This window comes from Serratia sp. CY40230, assembly GCF_052168835.1.
In the GTDB taxonomy this organism is placed as follows: Bacteria; Pseudomonadota; Gammaproteobacteria; order Enterobacterales; family Enterobacteriaceae; genus Serratia; species Serratia nematodiphila.
In genome coordinates this window covers 16,293-35,261 of sequence record NZ_JBJNLX010000003.1, presented here as the reverse complement: position 1 = coordinate 35,261, position 18,969 = coordinate 16,293, and the positions used below count along the sequence as shown (strand labels likewise).

Below are 18,969 nucleotides of genomic sequence, written 5' to 3'. Positions count from 1 at the left end.
CTAACGGCCTGTTATCGGGGTTGCCGAATTGTCATCAGGCTGTGTCATCGTCGTTTATTTCGTCATTTGAAAGGGATCTCGCTTATGGAATTATCCGCCCCGCTCATGTTGGTGCTTATCGGCCTGGCGTCGCTGCTGGCGCAGTGGCTGGCCTGGTTGCTGCGCCTGCCGGCCATCTTGCCGCTGCTGCTGTTCGGCATCGTGCTCGGCCCGACGGTGCATCTGGTACAGCCGGATCTGCTGTTCGGCGATCTGCTGTTTCCGCTGGTGTCGCTGTCGGTGGCGATCATCCTGTTCGAGGGGGCGCTGACGCTGCGTTTCGAGGAGATACGCGGCCTCGGCGGCGTGGTGCGCAACCTGGTCACCGTCGGCATGCTGGTCACCTTTCTGGTCATCAGCCTCGCCAGTTGGTGGCTGCTGGATTTCCCGCCGGAGCTGGCGGCGTTGATCGGCGCGGTGACGGTGGTGACCGGGCCGACGGTGATCGCCCCGCTGATGCGCGTGGTGCGGCCGAACGCCAACATTAACCAGGTGTTGCGCTGGGAAGGGATCGTCATCGATCCGGTCGGCGCCATCTTCACCCTGCTGGTGTTCGAGTTTATCGTGCTGAAGCAGAATGCGGAGTCCTATACCCACCTGTTTTGGACGCTGGGCGTGACCGCCGCCGTCGGCCTGATCGCCGGCGCGCTGTTCGGTTACCTGCTCGGCCTGGCGCTGCGCCGCGTCTGGCTGCCGCGCTACCTGCAGAACCTGGCGGTGCTGGCGATCATGCTGACCGCCTTCGGCGTGTCCAACGCCATCGCCGACGAATCCGGTTTGCTGACCGTCACGGTCATGGGTATCTGGCTGGCCAACATGCGCGACGTGGACACCAGCGATATTCTGGCGTTCAAAGAAGAGCTGTCGGCGATCCTGATCTCGGCGCTGTTCATCATTCTGGCGGCGCGGCTCGACATCCAGGCGCTGTGGAACATGGGCTGGCCGCTGCTCCTGTTGCTGCTGGCGGTGCAGTTCATCGCCCGGCCGCTGTGCATCGCGGTGTCGACCTGGCGCTCTTCCCTGCACTGGCGCGATCGGCTGCTGCTGTGCTGGATCGCCCCGCGCGGCATCGTGGCCGCGGCGGTCAGCTCGCTGTTCGCGCTGACGCTGCAGCGCAGCGGCTATCAGGGCGCCGACCGGCTGGTGACCGTGGTGTTCGCCATCATCATCGGCACCGTGGTGTTGCAAAGCCTGACCAGCGGCATGATGGCGCGCTGGCTGCGGGTGCAGCAGCAGAAACCGCGCGGCGTGCTGATCGTCGGCGCCAACAGCGTGGCGCGCATGCTGGCGCAGGCGCTGATCAAGCTGAACGTGCCGGTGATCGTCACCGACAGCAGCTGGGAATACTACCGTCAGGCGCGTATGGACGGCATTCCGGCCTACTATGGCCACGCCTACTCCGAACACGCCGAGAACTACCTCGATCTGAGCAATATCGCCCAGGTGCTGGCGCTGTCGCCCAATCGCCACCAGAACGCGCTGGCGGTCTACCACTTCGGCCATCTCTTCGGCGAAGATCACGTGTTCGCCATCCGTTCGGGGGCGCCGTTGAAAGGACGCGGCGCCAGCGCGGAAAGTTCGCGTTTCCGCCGGCATGAAATTTTATTTAATCAGGAAGCCACCTACGGCCGACTGAGCAGCCTGCTCGCCAGAGGCGCCACCATCAAGGCGACCAAATTGAACGAAAATTTCGGTTGGCTGGAGTATTTGGAGAAACATCAGGGCGTTATTCCGTTATTCAGCCAAAAGGAAGACGGTTCTCTGCAACCGATTGGCGCCGGTTCCACGCCCGCGATGCCCTGTACGCTTATCGCGCTGGTACAAGATGAAAATCCCTCACCGTCTGTACGTTGACAGAATGGCGATAACCGGCTATTCCTAACAGCCTACTTGCGCACCCGGTGCGCAAGCCAGAAGAGGCGCGTCGCCCAGGTAGAGTGTCAGAGGAGCCGTTTCTCCGTTGACGGCACCCGAGGGGGAGCGACGCCGAGGTAGGGTAATGGCCGGCCATTATCGTATCGACTACAGGGGCTGAATCCCCTGGGTTGTCACCAGGGGATCGCCCGCAGGGCGATCGACAAGGTGGGGCGCTTCTGGGTGTATCGTAGCCTGACCTCTACGCCTGCCCCCTGTTTACCGCTCTCCCCTTGTGCCAAGGCTATGGAATTACAGTGCCCCAAACGGGCATCCCTGACACGAGGTTTCTAGATGAACCAAGCAGCACCCCAGAATTCCACCGTGGTAGCCAAGTTCGGCGGCACCAGCGTCGCCGACTTTGAAGCCATGAACCGCAGTGCCGACGTCGTGCTGGCCAACCCGCAGGTCCGCCTGGTGGTGTTGTCCGCTTCGGCGGGCGTCACCAACCTGTTGGTCGCCCTGGCCGAGGGTTGCGAGGCCGACAAGCGCAATTACCAGCTTGATGAAATCCGGCGTATCCAATACGCCATCCTCGATCGCCTCGCGGCGCCGGCGGTGATCCGCGACGAAATAGACCGCCTGCTGGAAAACATCGCCATGCTGTCGGAAGCCGCGTCGCTGGCCACCTCGACGGCGTTGACCGACGAGCTGGTCAGCCATGGGGAGCTGATGTCCACCCTGCTGTTCGTTGAAATCCTGCGCGCCCGCAACGTGCAGGCCGAATGGTTCGACGTGCGCAAAGTGATGCGCACCGACGATCACTTCGGCCGCGCCGTGCCGGACAGCGCCGCGCTCAGCGAACTGGCCCGGGCGCAGTTGCAGCCGCGCCTGCAGGAAGCGCTGGTGGTCACCCAGGGCTTTATCGGCAGCGAGCCGAAGGGCCGCACCACCACGCTCGGCCGCGGCGGCAGCGACTATACCGCCGCGCTGCTCGGCGAAGCGCTCGGCGTCGGCCGGGTGGATATCTGGACCGACGTGCCGGGCATCTACACCACCGATCCGCGCGTGGTGCCGGCGGCCAAGCGCATCGACAAAATCGGTTTCGAAGAGGCGGCGGAAATGGCCACCTTCGGCGCTAAAGTGCTGCATCCGGCCACCCTGTTGCCGGCGGTGCGCAGCGATATTCCGGTGTTCGTCGGCTCCAGCAAGGATCCGGCGGCCGGCGGCACGCTGGTGTGCAACACCACCGAGAACCCGCCGCTGTTCCGCGCGCTGGCGCTGCGCCGCAAGCAAACGCTGCTGACGCTGCACAGCCTGAACATGCTGCACGCGCGCGGTTTCCTGGCCGAGGTGTTCAACATCCTGGCGCGCCATAATGTCTCCGTCGATCTGATCACCACTTCGGAAGTCAGCATCGCGCTGACCATGGACACCACCGGCGCCACCTCCGTCGGCGGCAGCCTGCTGACCACCTCACTGCTGACCGAACTGTCGTCGCTGTGCCGGGTGGAAGTGGAAGAAAACCTGGCGCTGGTGGCGATCATCGGCAACCAGCTGTCGCGCGCCTGCGGCGTGGGCAAAGAGGTGTTCGGCGTGCTCGATCCGTTCAATATCCGCCTGATCTGCTACGGCGCCAGCAGCTATAACCTGTGCTTCCTGGTGCCGGGCGAAGAAGCCGAGCAGGTGGTGCGTACCCTGCATCACAACCTGTTCGAATAAGTCATTATCCCTGATTGCGGGCGCAGCATGCTGCGCCCCTGCGTCTAAAAAATTCGTTCAAAACCTGCAGGGGTTCAGCATGTTGAGCCCGCAATAAAAACGCAACCACATCCACCGTTCTCAATCTGGCTAAGGAAAACCTGCATGCTGGCACTACTCACGCGCTTATTCCCCCTCTGGGCGATACTGCTGTCCGTCGCCGCGTATTACACGCCGACCACCTTTACCGGTATCGGCCCCTACGTCAGCCCGCTGCTGATGCTGATCATGTTCGCCATGGGCGTCACGCTGCGGCTCGACGACTTCAAACGCGTGCTGGCGCGCCCCGGCCCGGTGGCGGCAGGCATCTTCCTGCATTATCTGATTATGCCGCTGGCGGCCTGGATCCTGGCGATGCTGTTCCGCATGCCGCCGGATCTGTCCGCCGGCATGGTGCTGGTGGGCAGCGTGGCCAGCGGCACCGCCTCCAACGTGATGATCTATCTGGCCAAGGGTGACGTGGCGCTGTCGGTGACCATCTCGGCGGTCTCGACGCTGGTGGGGGTGTTCGCCACGCCGCTGCTGACCCGTCTGTACGTCGACGCCGAGATCAGCGTCGATATCATGGGCATGCTGTTGAGCATTCTGCAGATTGTGGTGATCCCGATCGGCCTGGGCCTGATCGTCCACCATACCCTGACCAAGGCAGTGAAACGCATCGAGCCACTGTTGCCAGCGTTGTCGATGGTGTGCATTCTGGCGATCATCAGCGCGGTGGTGGCGGGCAGCCAAAGCCATATCGCTTCGGTCGGTCTGGTGGTGATCGTCGCGGTGATCCTGCACAACGGCATCGGTCTGCTGAGCGGCTATTGGGGCGGCAAATTGTTCGGCTTCGACGAGTCCACCTGCCGTACGCTGGCGATCGAAGTGGGCATGCAGAACTCCGGGTTGGCGGCCACACTGGGCAAAATCTACTTCTCGCCGCTGGCCGCGCTGCCAGGCGCGCTGTTCTCGGTCTGGCACAACCTTTCCGGTTCACTGCTGGCGGGTTATTGGTCCGGCCGCCCTATCAAGAAGAAATAAACCGCCTGTAGGGACGCAAACAATTGCGTCCCTTTTCTTTCCTGCGAAATTTCGTATTTCCCACTGGTCGGATTGTCATAATTCCCCTCATCCCCTATCATCCGTGAAAAATAAAAATTCAGATTCTTCCTATCCATGCCGATAATGTTGGCAAGAGGAAGAGACGCTCCACTTTTTTTAATTAATTAAGACACCAGGGTTGCCCGCCATAAAAGAAGCAGCCTAATTATTATTTAGATATATACCCACCGTCTTATTTGCTGCGGCAAATCAAGATACCTCGCAATGTGCATGTCGCTCATTATTTCGGGCCGGCCGTCGGCCGCCCGTGGTTAACCTCATGGATTGGGCTGGCTGCCCCGGCGGCCTCTCAGAATGGATTACAATGATAAAAAAAATCACCGCCTTGACACTGCTGGTCAGCACGGCCCTTTCCGCCGAAACCCTGCCGGACTCCCACATGATGATGGACATGTCGATGGGGGAGTCACGGCGCGCGTTGCAAGACAGCACGCGTGAAGTCAACCAGTTGATTGAGCAACGCCGCTACCAGCAGCTGAAGCAACAGCGCCTGCTGGCGGAACCGGAACCAGCCGCGCCCGCACTGCCGCAGTCCGCGCAGTGCCTGCCGATCGCCGGCGTTTATCTGCAGGGAGTCACCCTACTCTCGCCGGCCGATTTGTCGGCCCTGAGCGCGCTGCCGGAACAGTGCATCAGCAGCAACGATATCAATCGCCTGACCCGTGAATTAACGCGCCTTTATGTGCAAAAGGGCTATATCACCGCGCGCGTGCAAATTGTTCGCCCTAATTCACAAGGAGAATTGGGGTTAAGCGTGACGGAAGGATTTATCGAGAAAATAGAAGGCGGCGATCGCTGGGTCAACAGCCGTTTATTATTTCCGGGGCTGGAAGGCAAGCCGTTGAAATTAACCGAGCTCGATCAGGGATTGGATCAGGCCAACCGTTTGCAATCGAATACCACCAAGCTGGATATATTGCCCGGCCGCCAGGTTGGCGGTTCGGTTATTCGTTTGCGCAATCAGCATGCCAAGCCCTGGCTGATTACCGCCGGCACGGATAATTACGGCCAAAAAAGCACCGGCCGGTGGCTGGCGCGCGCCACTGCCACGTTGGACAGCCCGTTTGGCCTGTCGGACTTTGTCAGCCTGAACGCCAACAGCACGCTGGAAAACCCGGCTCACCGCTATAATCGCGCCTACACCCTGCTCTATTCGCTGCCGTACGGCGCGTTCACCTTCAGCGGGTTCGCCAGCTTCTCGTCCTATGAAAACCACCAGCAGCTGCCGCACAACGTGGTCAAACTGCACGGCCAGACCCAACAGTACGGGCTGCGCAGCGACTACGTGTTTTATCGCGATCATGATCAGATAGACAGCCTGAGCGGCCAGCTGACCTACAAGCGCATCGACAACTACTTCGAAAGCGTGCGCCTTGAGGTCAGCAGCCCAACGCTGACCCTGGCCGAACTGAGCGCCAGCCACCTGCAAATTCTGCCCAATGGCGTGTTCAGCGCCAACCTCAGCGTCGAGCAGGGGATGCCGTGGCTGGGGGCCGGCCGCCACCCGAGTTCGGTGCACCTCGACAGCCAGTTCACCAAAGGCAAGCTGTTCGCCAACCTCAGCCAGCGCCTCCAGCTGGGTGACGCCACCTATCAGCTCAACAATCTGTTCTATGGCCAGTACAGCCGCGACCCGCTGCCCGGCGTGGAGTGGCTGAGCCTCACCGATCGCAGCGCCGTGCGCGGCTTCAGCCGCAGCACCCAGTCCGGCGACAACGGCTGGTATCTGCAAAATACGCTGTCCCGCAGTTTCAATCTGGGTGCCACCACGCTGACGCCGCGCCTCGGCGCCGACGTCGGCCGCATTCTGCCGCGTCAGGACAACTCGGGCTGGCGCAGCAGCGCCGGTATAAGCACCGGCGCCACGTTACGTTACCGCCAGGCGCTGGTCGATCTCGAGGTCAGCCGCGGCTGGATTTTGTCTAACCACGCTACGCCGGAAGATCCCGTTCAGGTGTTGGCCCGCTTTTCTTACACCTTTTAATCAACAGTTTTGCAGGACCCCACGGCAATATACGGAGATACATGGATGAAAAATAATAACTTCAGACTTTCGGCGGCAGGCAAACTGGCCGCCGCGCTGGCGATTATTCTCGCCGCTTCCGCCGGCGCCTACGCCGCAGAGATCGTTGCGGCCAACGGCGCCAACGGCCCCGGCGTCTCCACCGCTGCCACCGGCGCACAGGTGGTCGATATCGTCGCGCCGAACGGCAACGGGCTGTCGCACAACCAATATCAGGACTTCAACGTCAACCAGCCCGGCGCGGTGCTGAACAACTCCCGCGAGGCGGGACTGTCGCAGCTGGCCGGCCAACTGGGCGCCAACCCCAATCTGGGCGGACGCGAAGCCAGCGTGATCCTCAACGAGGTGATCGGCCGTAACCCGTCTCTGCTGCATGGCCAGCAAGAGATCTTCGGCATGGCGGCCGACTACGTGCTGGCCAACCCGAACGGCATCAGCTGTCAGGGCTGCGGATTCATCAATACCAGCCATTCCTCACTGGTGGTCGGCAACCCGCTGGTGGAAAACGGCGTGCTGCAGGGTTACAGCACCTTCGGCAACCGCAACACGCTGAGCCTCAATGGCACCCTGAACGCCGGCGGCGTACTGGATCTGATCGCGCCGAAGATCGACAGCCGCGGCGAAGTGATCGTGCAAGATTTCAAACATTCGAATGGTAAAGTGACCTCGGCGACGATCAACGCCATCAGCGGCCTTAACCGGGTAGCGCGCGACGGCACGGTGCAGGCCAGCCAACAGACGCCGACCGCGCTGGACAGCTACTACCTCGGCAGCATGCAGGCCGGGCGCATCAACATCATCAACACCGTGCAGGGCAGCGGCGTGAAGCTGGCCGGCTCGTTGAACGCCGGCGATGAACTCAAGGTGAAAGCCTATGATATCCGCAGCGAAAGCCGCGTCGACGACGCCAGCAGCAACAAAAACGGCGGCGATAACTATCAAAATTACCGTGGCGGCATCTACGTCAACGATCGCAGCAGCAGCCAGAAGCTGACCCGCACCGAGCTGAAAGGCAAGAACATCAGCCTGGTGGCGGATAATCATGCGCACCTCACCGCCACCGATATCCGCGGCGAAGACATTACGCTGCAGGGCGGTAAGCTGACGCTCGACGGCCAGCAGCTGAAGCAGACGCAAGGCCATACCGACGATCGCTGGTTCTACTCCTGGCAATACGACGTCACCCGCGAACGCGAGCAGCTGCAGCAGGCGGGCAGCACCGTCGCCGCCAGCGGCAGCGCCAAACTCATCAGCACCCAGGAAGACGTGAAGCTGCTGGGCGCCCATGTCAGCGCCGACCGTGCGCTGAGCGTCAAAGCGGCGCGCGACGTACACCTTGCCGGGCTGGTGGAGAAGGATAAATCCAGCGAGCGCGGCTACCAGCGCAACCACACCTCCAGCCTGCGCACCGGCAGATGGAGCAGCAGCGACGAAAGCGAAAGCCTGAAGGCCAGCGAACTGCGCAGCCAGGGCGAACTGACGTTGAAAGCCGGTCGCAATGTCTCGACTCAGGGCGCCAAGATCCACGCCCAGCGCGATCTGACGATCGATGCAGATAGCCAGATCCAGGTCGGGGTGCAGAAAACCGCCAACGCCAAAGCGGTGCGCGATGACAAAACCTCCTGGGGCGGCATCGGCGGCGGCGACAACAAAAACAACAGCAATCGCCGCGAGATCAGCCACGCTTCCGAGCTGACCAGCGGCGGCACCCTGCGCCTGAACGGTCAGCAAGGCGTCACCATTACCGGCAGCAAGGCGCGCGGCCAGAAAGGCGGCGAAGTCACCGCCACCCACGGCGGCCTGCGCATCGACAACGCGCTGAGCACCACCGTGGACAAAATCGACGCGCGCACCGGCACCGCCTTCAACATCACCAGCAGTTCGCACAAGGCCGACAACAGCTACCAGAGCAGCACCGCCAGCGAGCTGAAGTCCGACACCAACCTGACGTTGGTCAGCCACAAGGATGCCGACGTGATCGGCAGCCAGGTCGCCAGCGGCGGTGAGCTGAGCGTCGAGTCGAAGACCGGCAACATCAACGTCAAGGCGGCCGAGCGGCAGCAGAACATCGACGAGCAGAAGACCGCGCTCACCGTTAACGGCTACGCCAAAGAAGCCGGTGACAAGCAGTACCGCGCCGGTTTGCGCATCGAGCACACCCGCGACAGCGAGAAAACCACCCGCACCGAGAATAGCGCCTCAAGCCTCAGCGGCGGCAGCGTGAAGCTCAAGGCGGAGAAGGACGTGACCTTCAGCGGTTCTCAATTGGTCGCCGACAAAGGCGACGCCAGCGTCAGCGGCAACAAGGTTTCGTTCCTGGCGGCCGACGACAAAACGGCCTCAAACACCGAGCAAACCAAGATCGGCGGCGGTTTCTATTACACCGGCGGCATCGACAAACTCGGCAGCGGCGTGGAAGCCGGCTACGAGAACAGCAAAACCCAGACGCAAAGCAGCAAGGCGATCACCTCCGGCAGCGACGTCAAAGGCAACCTGACGATCAACGCCCGCGACAAGCTGATCCAGCAAGGCGCACAGCACCGCGTCGGCGGCGCCTATCAAGAAAACGCCGCCGGCGTCGATCACCTTGCCACTGCCGACACCGCCAGCACCACCACCACCAAAACCGACGTCGGCGTGAACATCGGCGCCAACGTCGATTACAGCGCCGTGACCCGTCCGGTCGAGCGCGCGGTCGGCAAGGCAGCCAAGCTGGACGCTACCGGCGTTATCAACGACATCGGCGGCATCGGCGCGCCTAACGTCGGCCTGGATATCGGCGCACAGGGCGGCAGCAGCGAAAAACACAGCAGCAGCTCGCAGGCGGTGGTCAGCTCGGTGAAAGCCGGCAGCATCGACATCAATGCCAAAGGCGAAGTGCGCGATCAGGGCACGCAGTACCAGGCGAGCAAAGGCGCGGTTAACCTGACGGCGGACAGCCACCGCAGCGAAGCCGCGGCAAACCGTCAGGACGAGCAGAGCCGCGACACCCGCGGCAGTGCCGGCGTGCGCGTCTACACCACCACCGGCAGCGATCTGACCGTGGACGCCAAGGGCGAAGGCGGCACCCAGCGCAGCAACAGCAGCGCCAGCCAGGCGGTGGCCGGCTCGATCGACGCGGCCAATGGCATCAACGTCAACGTGAAAAAAGACGCGGTCTATCAGGGTACCGCGCTGAACGGCGGCAGCGGTAAAACCGCCGTCAACGCCGGCGGCGATATCCGCTTCGATCAGGCCAGCGACAAACAGAGCGAGAACCACAGCGGCTTTAACGTCAAAGCGTCCGCCAAAGGTGGCTTCACCGCCGACAGCAAAAACTTCGGCGCCGGTTTCGGCGGCGGCACCAACAACGGTGAAAGCAGCAGCAGCACGGCGCAGGTCGGCAACGTCAGCGGCCAGGGTGTGGAGCTGAAGGCGGGCCGCGATCTGACGCTGCAGGGCACCAACGTCAAGAGCCAGGGCGACGTCAGCCTGAACGCGGGCAACAAGGTCGCGCTGCAGGCGGCGGAATCGACCCAAACGCGTAAGGAAAGCAAGCTGTCCGGCAATATCGATCTGGGCGCCGGCAGCAGCGACAGCAAGGAAAAAACCGGCGGCAGCCTCTCCGCCGGCGGCGCCTTCGACATCGCCAAGGTCAATGAGACCGCGACAGAACGTCAGGGTGCTACTATCGCCTCAGACGGCAAGGTCACCCTGTCCGCCAACGGCAAAGGCGATGACGCGCTGCATCTGCAGGGGGCCAAAGTCAGCGGCGGCAGCGCAGCGCTCGAAGCGAAAAACGGCGGCATCCTGCTGGGATCCGCCAAGAACGAGCAGCATAAGGACAACTGGAATCTGGGCATCAAAGCCAACGCCAGAGGCGGTCAAACCTTCAACAAGGACGCAGGCGGCAAGGTCGATCCGAACACCGGCAAAGACACCCACACGCTGGGCGCAGGTCTGAAAGTCGGCGTGGAGCAGCAGGATAAAACCACCCACGCCAATACCGGCATCACCGCGGGCGACGTGGCGCTCAACAGCGGCAAAGACACCCGCCTTGCCGGCGCGCGCGTCGATGCCGACAGCGTACAGGGCAAGGTGGGCGGCGATCTGCGCGTTGAAAGCCGCAAAGACGTCGAGACAGGCGTGAAGGTGGATGTGGATGCCGGTCTGAGCCACAGCAACGATCCGGGCAGCAGCATCACCTCCAAGCTGTCGAAGGTCGGCACGCCGCGCTACGCCGGTAAAGTGAAAGAGAAACTGGAAGCCGGGGTGAACAAAGTGGCCGACGCCACCACCGACAAGTACAACAGCGTGGCACGTCGCCTCGATCCGCAGCAGGATACCACCGGTGCAGTCAGCTTCAGCAAGGCTGACGGCAAAGTCACGCTGCCGGAAACGCCGGCCGGCGAAAAACCGCAGGGCCCACTGTGGGATCGCGGCGCACGCACCGTCGGCGGCGCGGTGAAAGACAGCATCACCGGGCCGGCCGGTCGCCAGGGGCACCTCAAGGTCAATGCCGACGTGGTGAACAACAATGCGGTTGGCGAGCAATCGGCGATTGCCGGTAAGCACGGCGTGGCGCTGCAGGTCGGCGGCCAAACCCAACTGACTGGCGGCGAAATCCGCAGCCAGCAGGGCAAGGTGGAACTGGGCGGTAGCCAGGTCAGCCAGCAGGACGTCAGCGGCCAGCGCTATCAGGGCGGCGGCCGCGTCGATGCGGCGGCCACGGTAGGTGGACTGTTAGGCGGCGCGGCGAAGCAAAGCGTCGACGGCAACGTGCCGTTCGCCAGCGGCCATGCCTCAACTCAGCAGGCGGACGCCAAAGCCGGCGTGTTCAGCGGCAAATAACGCTCTCCCCTACGCAACGCCCCCGGTTTTCCGGGGGCGTTTTTTTTTACAGCGTGCTTGGGGTGTCTTCCCAGTCGCGATCGTCGTCTTTCGCATCCTGATCCAACACGTTGTAGGCCACGGCGCAAAACAGCGAGTTCAGGCGCTTCATGTCCCCCAACAATCCCAAATGCAGCGAACTGGTCTCGATGCTCTGCACGTTTTGCTGATGCAGGCGATCGACGTGCGCGTGCGCATAGCGGCGATCCAGAATGCGGAAGCGGTGCTTGGAACGACGCAGGCGTTTGGCGCTGGTGACGTCGCCGGACAGGAACACCGACAGCCCCAGACGCAGGTTGCCGATCAGCCGTTCGTGCAGCCCGTCCAGTTCCGCCAATCCTTCCGCCGAGAAGGCGCGGCGCGCGGCGTGCGATTTGGCGCCCACGTCGCCGGCCATGCGCTCGATGATGTCGCCCGCCTGTTCCAGGTTGAGCGCCATTTCGATGATTTCCGCCCAGCGGCGCGAATCTTCCTCGCCCAGATCTTCCTTCTGGATCTGCGCCAGATACAGCTTGATGGCGGTGTACAGCACGTCGACGTCATCGTCGAGTCGCCGCACCTCTTTATCCACGCCTTGCTTACCGTGCAGCACTTCGCGCTGCAGGATCATCATGTGTTCCACCACGTCGCCCATGCGCAGCGTTTCGCGCGCCGCGTTGGCCAGCGCCAGCGTCGGCGTATCCAGCGCGCTGGCGTCCAGATGACGCGGCCGCATGCGCGGGTCGTCGGCCGCCACGTCGACGATCAGCCGTTCGCACAGCGCCGCCATCGGCCCGGCCAGCGGGATCATCACCAAACAACGGAGCAGGTTGTAGAACACGTGGAAATAGATCACCAGCTCTTCGCTGCCGCCCGGCAGCTGAGCCATCACATCCGCCAGATAGGAGACGAACGGCAACACCAGGATGCAGCCCACCAATTTGAACAGCAGGCTGCCTAGCGCCACGCGCCGCCCGGCGGCGTTCTGGCCGCTGGCGTTGATCATCGCCAGCAGGCCGCTGCCGAGGTTGGCGCCGATCACCAGACAGAGCGCCACCTTCAGCGAAATCACGCCGGTGGCGGTCAGGGTGGCGGTCAGCAGCACCGCGGCCAGGCTGGAATAGCTGACGATGGCGAACAGCGCGCCGGTCAGGGCGTCCAGCATCACATCGCCGGTCAGCGACGAGAACAGCACTTTTACCCCTGCCGCCTGGGTGATCGGCGTGGCGGCGGCGACGATCAGCTCCAGCGCCAGCACGATCAGCCCCAGACCGATCAAGACGCGCCCGATCTGGCCGATCCGCATCTGTTTGCGGCTGAGGAACAGGAAGACGCCGACCAGGATCAGCAGCGGCGACAGCCAGGAAAGATCGAAGGTCAGCACGCGCGCCATCAGCGCGGTGCCGACGTCGGCGCCGAGCATGATCACCAGCGCAGGCGCCAGCCCCACCAGCCCCTGCGCGACGAAAGAGGTCACCAGCAGCGCGGTGGCGTTGCTGCTTTGCACCAGCGCGGTCACGCCGATGCCGGAAACGAACGCCAGCGGTTTTTTCTCAACGCTGTCGCTCAACACGCGCCGCAGATTGGCGCCGTAAACCCGCATGATCCCGGTGCGCACGATGTGGGTTCCCCACACCAAAAGCGCCACGGACGAAAGCAGGTGAAGAAGGGTCAGCACGGAAGATACGCTCCATTAACGCCCGGCCAAAGGAGGCTGATACCCGATGCCTGTCACGCGACGCAGAGAGGCGAGCCAAAGGATGACGGGTACAGCGCGCGGTCCCGCCTGCCGGGCGTGGGTCTGGCAGGACAGCGGGCGGGCGGCAGACCGCAGAAGAGAAGGGTTAAGGCGGCGGTGGGAGAGCCCCGGCGCCGCGCTGCGAAGTCATGCAACTTCCCGCAATACAACAGGTTCCAAGTGTAGCCCAATTTCCGCGCCGTCGGGCCGCAGATCGGCCACCGAACGGTTGAGCACGTCAACCAGCAACTCTACCTCGCGAACCTGAATCCGATAGCGTACCACATTCCCGAGCAAACTGTGGCCAAGGATCACCCCGCCGATCCCCTGTCCGGCCGGCAACAGCCCGATAGACTCTGGGCGGATCGCCACCTTGCCGGCATAGCTGCGCCCGGTCAGCCGGCCGGCCTGTTCGGCGCTCAGCAGGTTATAGTTGCCGATAAAACCGGCGGCGAAGGCGTCCGCCGGCTGGGTATACAGGGTTTCCGCATCACCGCTCTGCACGATCTGCCCCTTGTTCATCAGGACGATGCGATCCGACAGGGTCAGCGCCTCTTCCTGATCGTGGGTGACGAAGATCGCCGTCAGGTTCAGCTCGCGTTGAATGCGCCGGATCTGCTCGCGCAGATGTTTGCGGATGCGCGCGTCCAGCGCCGACAGCGGTTCGTCGAGCAGCAACAGACGCGGGCGCGTGACCAGCGATCGCGCCAGCGCCACGCGCTGACACTGGCCGCCCGACAGCTGATGCGGATAGCGCTTCGCCAGATCGCTCAGCTCCACCAGCGCCAGCACCTCCTGCACTCGCTGGCCGATCTGCCCGGCCGCCAGCTTCTGCATTTTCAGGCCGAAGGCCACGTTGCCTTCCACCGTCATATTGGGAAACAGCGCATAGCTTTGGAACACCATGCCGATGCCGCGCTTTTGCGGTGCCAGCGGCACCAGATCCTGGCCCTGCAGTAAAATTTGCCCGCTGTCGACCGGAGTCAGGCCGGCCAGACAGCGCAACAGCGTCGACTTGCCGCAGCCACTTGGCCCGAGCAGGGTGACAAACTCCCCCTCTTCGGCGGTGAAATCGATATCCTGAAACACCTGGGTCTGGCCATAGTGTTTGTTCAGGCGGGTGACGTTGAGATAAGCCATCGGGTTAACCCTTGTTTTTATTCAGCAGGTTCGCCAGCCAGGTGACGAGCAGCACCACGGCGAAATAGGAGATGACCAGCGCGCTGGTGAAATGCCCGCTGCCGTTGCGCATATTGAACAGGTAGACCTGCAACGTTTCATACTGGCTGCCCACCAGCAGGTTGGCGAACACGAACTCGCCGATCAGGAACGAAAACGACAGCAGCACGGCGATCGTTCCGCCCTTGCGCAGATTCGGCAACACCACCCACAGCGCCGCCTGCCAGGTGCTGGCGCCCAGCAGGTGCGCGGCGTCCATCAGATCGCGCAGGTTGATCGCCTGCATGTTGTTGCTGATGGCGCGGTAGATAAACGGCAGCGCGATGGTGAAATAGCAACCCACCAAAATCCAGGGGGTGCCGAGCAGCGGCAGCGGATCGGCGGCGAACAGTTGCATCAGCCCCACCGCCGACACCACCGGCGGCACGGCGAACGGCAGCAGAATCAGCACGTTCATCACCGCGTCCAGCTTGGGGAAGTAGTAAGCGATCACAAACATCGCCGGCAGGATCACCACCACCGACAGCAGCAGCGTGCCGAAGCAGATCAGCAGCGAGTGCCACAGCGCCTGCAAAAAGCGCGGATCGCTCCACAGCGCCGTCAGCCACTTCAGGGTAAAACCGTCCGGCAAAATGGTGGCGCCCCACTGGGTAGCCAGCGCGTAAATCAGCGTCGCCGCCAGCGGCAGCAGCAGGATCAACAGCAGCAGGCCGGTCACCGTACGATGATAGAGGCGTTCAGCACGCGACATGAGCATTCTCCAGCCGGTTATGAGCGCGCATTGAGATAGCTCCTGCGCAGCATCCATTGGTGGATCACCGTGATAAACGCCATCATCACCACCAGCAGCATCGCCAGCGCGCTGGCCAGGTTCGGATCGAGGGAGATGTCCCCCGCCACCAACGCCGAGATGCGGATCGGGATCACGTTGAAGTTGCCGGTGGTCAGCGCATACACCGTGGCGTAGGCGCCCAGCGCGTTGGCCAGCAGGATAACGAAGGTGCCCATCAGCGCCGGCGCCAGCACCGGCAGGCCGATATGCCGCCAGTAGCGCCAGGGGCCGGCGCCGAGCAGCGCCGCCGATTCGCGCCAGTCGGCGCGCAGCGCGTCGAATGCCGGATACAGCAGCAGCACCCCGAGCGGGATCTGGAAGTAGGTATACAGCACGATCAGGCCGCTCTTCGAATAGAGGTTGAAGCTCTCCATCAGGCCGTATTTGCGCAGCAGCAACGTCAGGCAACCGTTCAGCCCCAGCAGAATGACGAAGGCGAACGCCAGCGGCACCCCGGCGAAGTTGCTGGTCATGTTGGTGAACGACATCACGAAGTCATGAAACCGGGTCTGGCCGAGCTGGCGAAGTGAGTAACTGCCAACTAACGCGATCAGCAAGCCGTAGACGCTCGACCATAGCGAGATCTCCAGCGAGAACTGAAACGCCTGCAGGTAGAACGGCGAGGTGAGGATATCGACATAGTTGCCCCAGCCCCAGCCGCTGGTCTCGCTGAAAAAGCTGTGAATGGCGATCCACACCAGCGGGGCGATCTGAAACGCGCCGAACAACACGATAAACGGCAGCAGGCACAGTGCGGCGATCCATTTGGTTTTACTGTTCATCGCGCATCCTGCGCCAGCAACGCCCGGCAGCGCGGCTTGTCGTGCGGCGCCTGCAGCAGATCGCAGATCGTGCCGCACAGCTCGGTTTGCTGCGGATCGGCGTCATCCAGGCTGAAGCCCGCACCGAACACGAACAGCGGCACCTGGCGCTCTTCCGGCAACACCCCTCCGTGGCTGCGATCGTCGTTCATGCCGTGGTCGGCGGTGACCAGCACCTGATAACCGGCCGCCAGCCACTCGGGCAGATAGCGCGACAACGAGCCGTCGGCGCGCCGCGCCGCGTTGCGGTACTGCGGCGAAGAGAGGCCGAAGCGGTGGCCGGCGTCGTCGATGTTCATCGGATGGATCAGCAAGAAGTCCGGCTGATGACGCTGGCGCAGGCTTTCGGCGTCGTCGAACAGATGGCTGTCGGGATAGCCGTCGTCGTAATAGAAATGCCCGTGCTGAATCGGCAGCTCGGGGGCGTCGGTATGGCGGTCGCGCGCGGCGTCGAACGGCGTGCGGTTATACAATTCGCTGAACCAATGATACGCGGCGGCGGCGGTGGTCAGCCCGGCGGCGCGCGCGTAATGAAACACGCTTTGTTGATGAGAAAGGCGCGAGACGTGATTGTGCACCACGCCGCTCTCCACCGGCGTGACGCCGGTGAGAATGCATTCATACAGCGGCCGGGAGAGCGAGGGTAACTCGCTCTCCAGCAGGTACAACCGCCCGCGTCCCGCCGCGCATTCGGCCTGCAGATAACCCATGGCGTCGTGCGCCACCCGGTAGTTGAGGCCGTCCAGCAGCACGAGGATCGTTTTCATGGTGCGTTAACTCACTGCTGCATAAACATAATGACGTTTTCCTGCCACAGGCGCGGCAGCGCTTTGGCGCTCTGTTCCCAGGCCGCCGGATCGGCGATCGGGTGCGCGTTCTTGTACTGCTCGGCCGGCAGCAGCTTGGCCTTGACGTCGTCCGGCAGCGTCAGATGTTCGGCGCGGATCGGGCGGGCATAGCCGCGCGCCAGGTTGATCTGACCGGCGTCGGAGAAGATGTATTCGCGCGCCAGCTTGGCGGCATTCGGGTGCTTGGCGTATTTGTTGATGATGGTGGTGTAGCCGGAAGTGATCGAACCGTCCGACGGGATCAGCACTTCAAAGCGGGTTTTGTCGATCTGATCGCGGTAGTTCAGGCCGTTAAAGTCCCATACCACGCCAACCTGCACTTCCCCCTTCTCCAGCGACGCGATCACCGGGTTACTCAGGCTCAGGCGGCCGGCCTTGGCCAGCTTGCCGAAGAATTCCAGGCCCGGCTTGAGGTTTTTCTCGTTGCCGCCCATCGCGTAAGTGGCCGCCAGCACGCCGCTGGCCGCCTGCGACGCGGTGCCGACGTCGCCGATGGTGACCTGATAGCTGCCCTTGAGCAGATCGGCCCAGCTGTGCGGGATGTCTTTCACCTGCTGCTTGTTGATGATGAAGGCGATGGTGCCGGTGTAAGCCAGCGCCCAGTGGCCATCTTTGTCTTTCGCCCAATCCGGCACCTGATCCCAGGTGGAGGGTTTGTACGGCTGCGTTACACCCTTCTGCACCGCCACCGGGCCGAAGGCCGCGCCGACGTCACCGATGTCCGCCGTGGCGTTGTTCTTTTCCGCATCGAATTTGGCGATCTCCTGCGCAGAGCTCATGTCGGTATCGACATGCTTCAGGCCGTATTTGCTCAACAGATCTTGCCAGGTGCCTTTCCAGTTGGCCCAGCTGTCCGGCATGCCGACGCTGTTGACTTCGCCTTCTTTTTTAGCGGCCTGCTCCAGCGCCGCCAGATCGGTACCCGCGGCCCAGCTCATCTGGCTGGATAACACGATGGCACTGGTTAACACAGAAGCGCACAAACGTTTCATAACTGATGCTCCAGGTGGTAGTGTGGGGATGGCTGGACTAGTCCAGCAAGGACCAAACCAATCTAACGGACGAATGTGATAATTATATGTCAGCTTAAAAAAGCGACAGTTTTATCACCCATTGCAACGGCGAAAACGCGACGCTGGTCTACCTTAAGGAAGGCCAAACGCACTGAAACGGGACACCCGCTGTATGAGTGAAGCACCGACGACCGTCGCCACCATCTGCCAAACGCTGAGCGCCCGCATCACCGCCGGCGAGTTCGCCGCGGGCGGCAAGCTGCCCTCCGAGCGCGCCCTGAGCGAACAGTTCGCCACCACCCGCATTACCTTGCAGGAGGCGCTCGGCCAGCTGGAGGCGCAGGGCGTCATTTACCGCCAGGTGCGGCGCGGCTGGTTTATCTCGCCGCCACGTCTGATCTATAACCCGTTGCAGCGCAGCCATTTTCACGCCATGGCGCAGCAACAGGGGCGCGCCGCCCATACCGAAGCGATCGACAGTGCGGTCGTCACGCTCGACGCGCCGCTGGCCGGCCGCCTGGCGCTGCCCTCCGGCGCCGAGGCCTATCGCATTCGCCGGCTGCGCTACATCGACGGGCGCGCGGTGCTGTACTGCGAGCACTACCTCAATCCGGCCTATTTCCCCGGTATTCTGGACGAAGATCTGACCCAGTCACTGACCGCGCTGTACGCCGCACGCTACGGCATTCACTACGGCCGGGTACGTTTCGACATGCTGCCCACCCTGCTGCCACAACAGGCCGCCGCCATGCTGAAGGTGACCTACGGCAGCCCGGCGCTGTTCATTACGCGGGTGAATCGCGATCAACATGACCGGGTGATCGATTGCGACCTGGAGTATTGGCGGTACGACGCGCTGCACATCGATGTGGAAGCGCTGTAAATGACAAGGGCGCATCGCTGCGCCCT

Annotated in this window: 12 protein-coding genes and 1 riboswitch; of the genes, 6 read left to right on the top strand and 6 right to left on the bottom strand. The window is 62.7% G+C overall.

Going from position 1 to position 18,969, the window contains the following annotated elements:
• The first annotated feature begins 84 nt into the window (after window positions 1-84).
• The 5 genes from ACJ8IJ_RS11805 to ACJ8IJ_RS11785 all read left to right on the top strand — a co-directional run bounded on the left by ACJ8IJ_RS11805 (window position 85) and on the right by ACJ8IJ_RS11785 (window position 11,611).
• Window positions 85-1,893: a cation:proton antiporter gene (locus tag ACJ8IJ_RS11805; protein ID WP_004936687.1), complete on the top strand. Its 1,809-nt coding sequence runs from the start codon at window positions 85-87 to the stop codon at window positions 1,891-1,893.
• 52 nt (window positions 1,894-1,945) lie between these two features.
• Window positions 1,946-2,140, top strand: a riboswitch (Lysine riboswitch).
• Window positions 2,141-2,247: 107 nt separating this feature from the next.
• Window positions 2,248-3,615, top strand: a complete 1,368-nt coding sequence (lysC, locus tag ACJ8IJ_RS11800; protein ID WP_004936686.1) for a lysine-sensitive aspartokinase 3 — start codon at window positions 2,248-2,250, stop codon at window positions 3,613-3,615.
• Window positions 3,616-3,759: 144 nt separating this feature from the next.
• Window positions 3,760-4,677 (top strand): ketopantoate/pantoate/pantothenate transporter PanS, encoded by a 918-nt coding sequence (gene panS, locus ACJ8IJ_RS11795; protein ID WP_033636223.1) that lies wholly within the window; start codon window positions 3,760-3,762, stop codon window positions 4,675-4,677.
• 385 nt (window positions 4,678-5,062) lie between these two features.
• Window positions 5,063-6,742 carry a ShlB/FhaC/HecB family hemolysin secretion/activation protein gene (locus tag ACJ8IJ_RS11790; RefSeq protein ID WP_004936682.1) on the top strand — a complete coding sequence of 560 codons (1,680 nt, stop codon included), beginning with the start codon at window positions 5,063-5,065 and terminating at the stop codon, window positions 6,740-6,742.
• Window positions 6,743-6,787: 45 nt separating this feature from the next.
• A complete protein-coding gene (locus ACJ8IJ_RS11785) occupies window positions 6,788-11,611 on the top strand; it encodes a hemagglutinin repeat-containing protein (RefSeq protein WP_442518738.1) in 4,824 nt (1,607 codons plus the stop codon).
• A 46-nt stretch (window positions 11,612-11,657) separates the two neighbouring features.
• Here the strand turns inward: ACJ8IJ_RS11785 and ACJ8IJ_RS11780 are convergent, their stop codons facing one another.
• The 6 genes from ACJ8IJ_RS11780 to ACJ8IJ_RS11755 all read right to left on the bottom strand — a co-directional run bounded on the left by ACJ8IJ_RS11780 (window position 11,658) and on the right by ACJ8IJ_RS11755 (window position 18,039).
• Entirely contained in the window at window positions 11,658-13,307 is a 1,650-nt protein-coding gene (locus tag ACJ8IJ_RS11780) for a Na/Pi cotransporter family protein (RefSeq protein ID WP_154871710.1), read from the bottom strand.
• 207 nt (window positions 13,308-13,514) lie between these two features.
• Complete coding sequence (locus tag ACJ8IJ_RS11775; RefSeq protein WP_033631956.1) at window positions 13,515-14,507, bottom strand: ABC transporter ATP-binding protein; 993 nt, start codon at window positions 14,505-14,507, stop codon at window positions 13,515-13,517.
• 4 nt (window positions 14,508-14,511) lie between these two features.
• Window positions 14,512-15,297: an ABC transporter permease gene (locus tag ACJ8IJ_RS11770; protein WP_025304475.1), complete on the bottom strand. Its 786-nt coding sequence runs from the start codon at window positions 15,295-15,297 to the stop codon at window positions 14,512-14,514.
• 17 nt (window positions 15,298-15,314) lie between these two features.
• Window positions 15,315-16,160 (bottom strand): ABC transporter permease, encoded by an 846-nt coding sequence (locus ACJ8IJ_RS11765; protein WP_004936665.1) that lies wholly within the window; start codon window positions 16,158-16,160, stop codon window positions 15,315-15,317.
• Entirely contained in the window at window positions 16,157-16,966 is an 810-nt protein-coding gene (locus ACJ8IJ_RS11760) for an alkaline phosphatase family protein (RefSeq protein WP_016930299.1), read from the bottom strand. The genes ACJ8IJ_RS11765 and ACJ8IJ_RS11760 overlap by 4 nt, the downstream gene beginning before the upstream one ends.
• Before the next feature lie 11 nt (window positions 16,967-16,977).
• A complete protein-coding gene (locus tag ACJ8IJ_RS11755) occupies window positions 16,978-18,039 on the bottom strand; it encodes an ABC transporter substrate-binding protein (RefSeq protein ID WP_442518739.1) in 1,062 nt (353 codons plus the stop codon).
• Window positions 18,040-18,232: 193 nt separating this feature from the next.
• On the opposite strand from ACJ8IJ_RS11755, the gene ACJ8IJ_RS11750 reads away from it, so the two are divergent.
• Window positions 18,233-18,943 carry a UTRA domain-containing protein gene (locus ACJ8IJ_RS11750; protein ID WP_197776035.1) on the top strand — a complete coding sequence of 237 codons (711 nt, stop codon included), beginning with the start codon at window positions 18,233-18,235 and terminating at the stop codon, window positions 18,941-18,943.
• Window positions 18,944-18,969 lie beyond the last annotated feature (26 nt).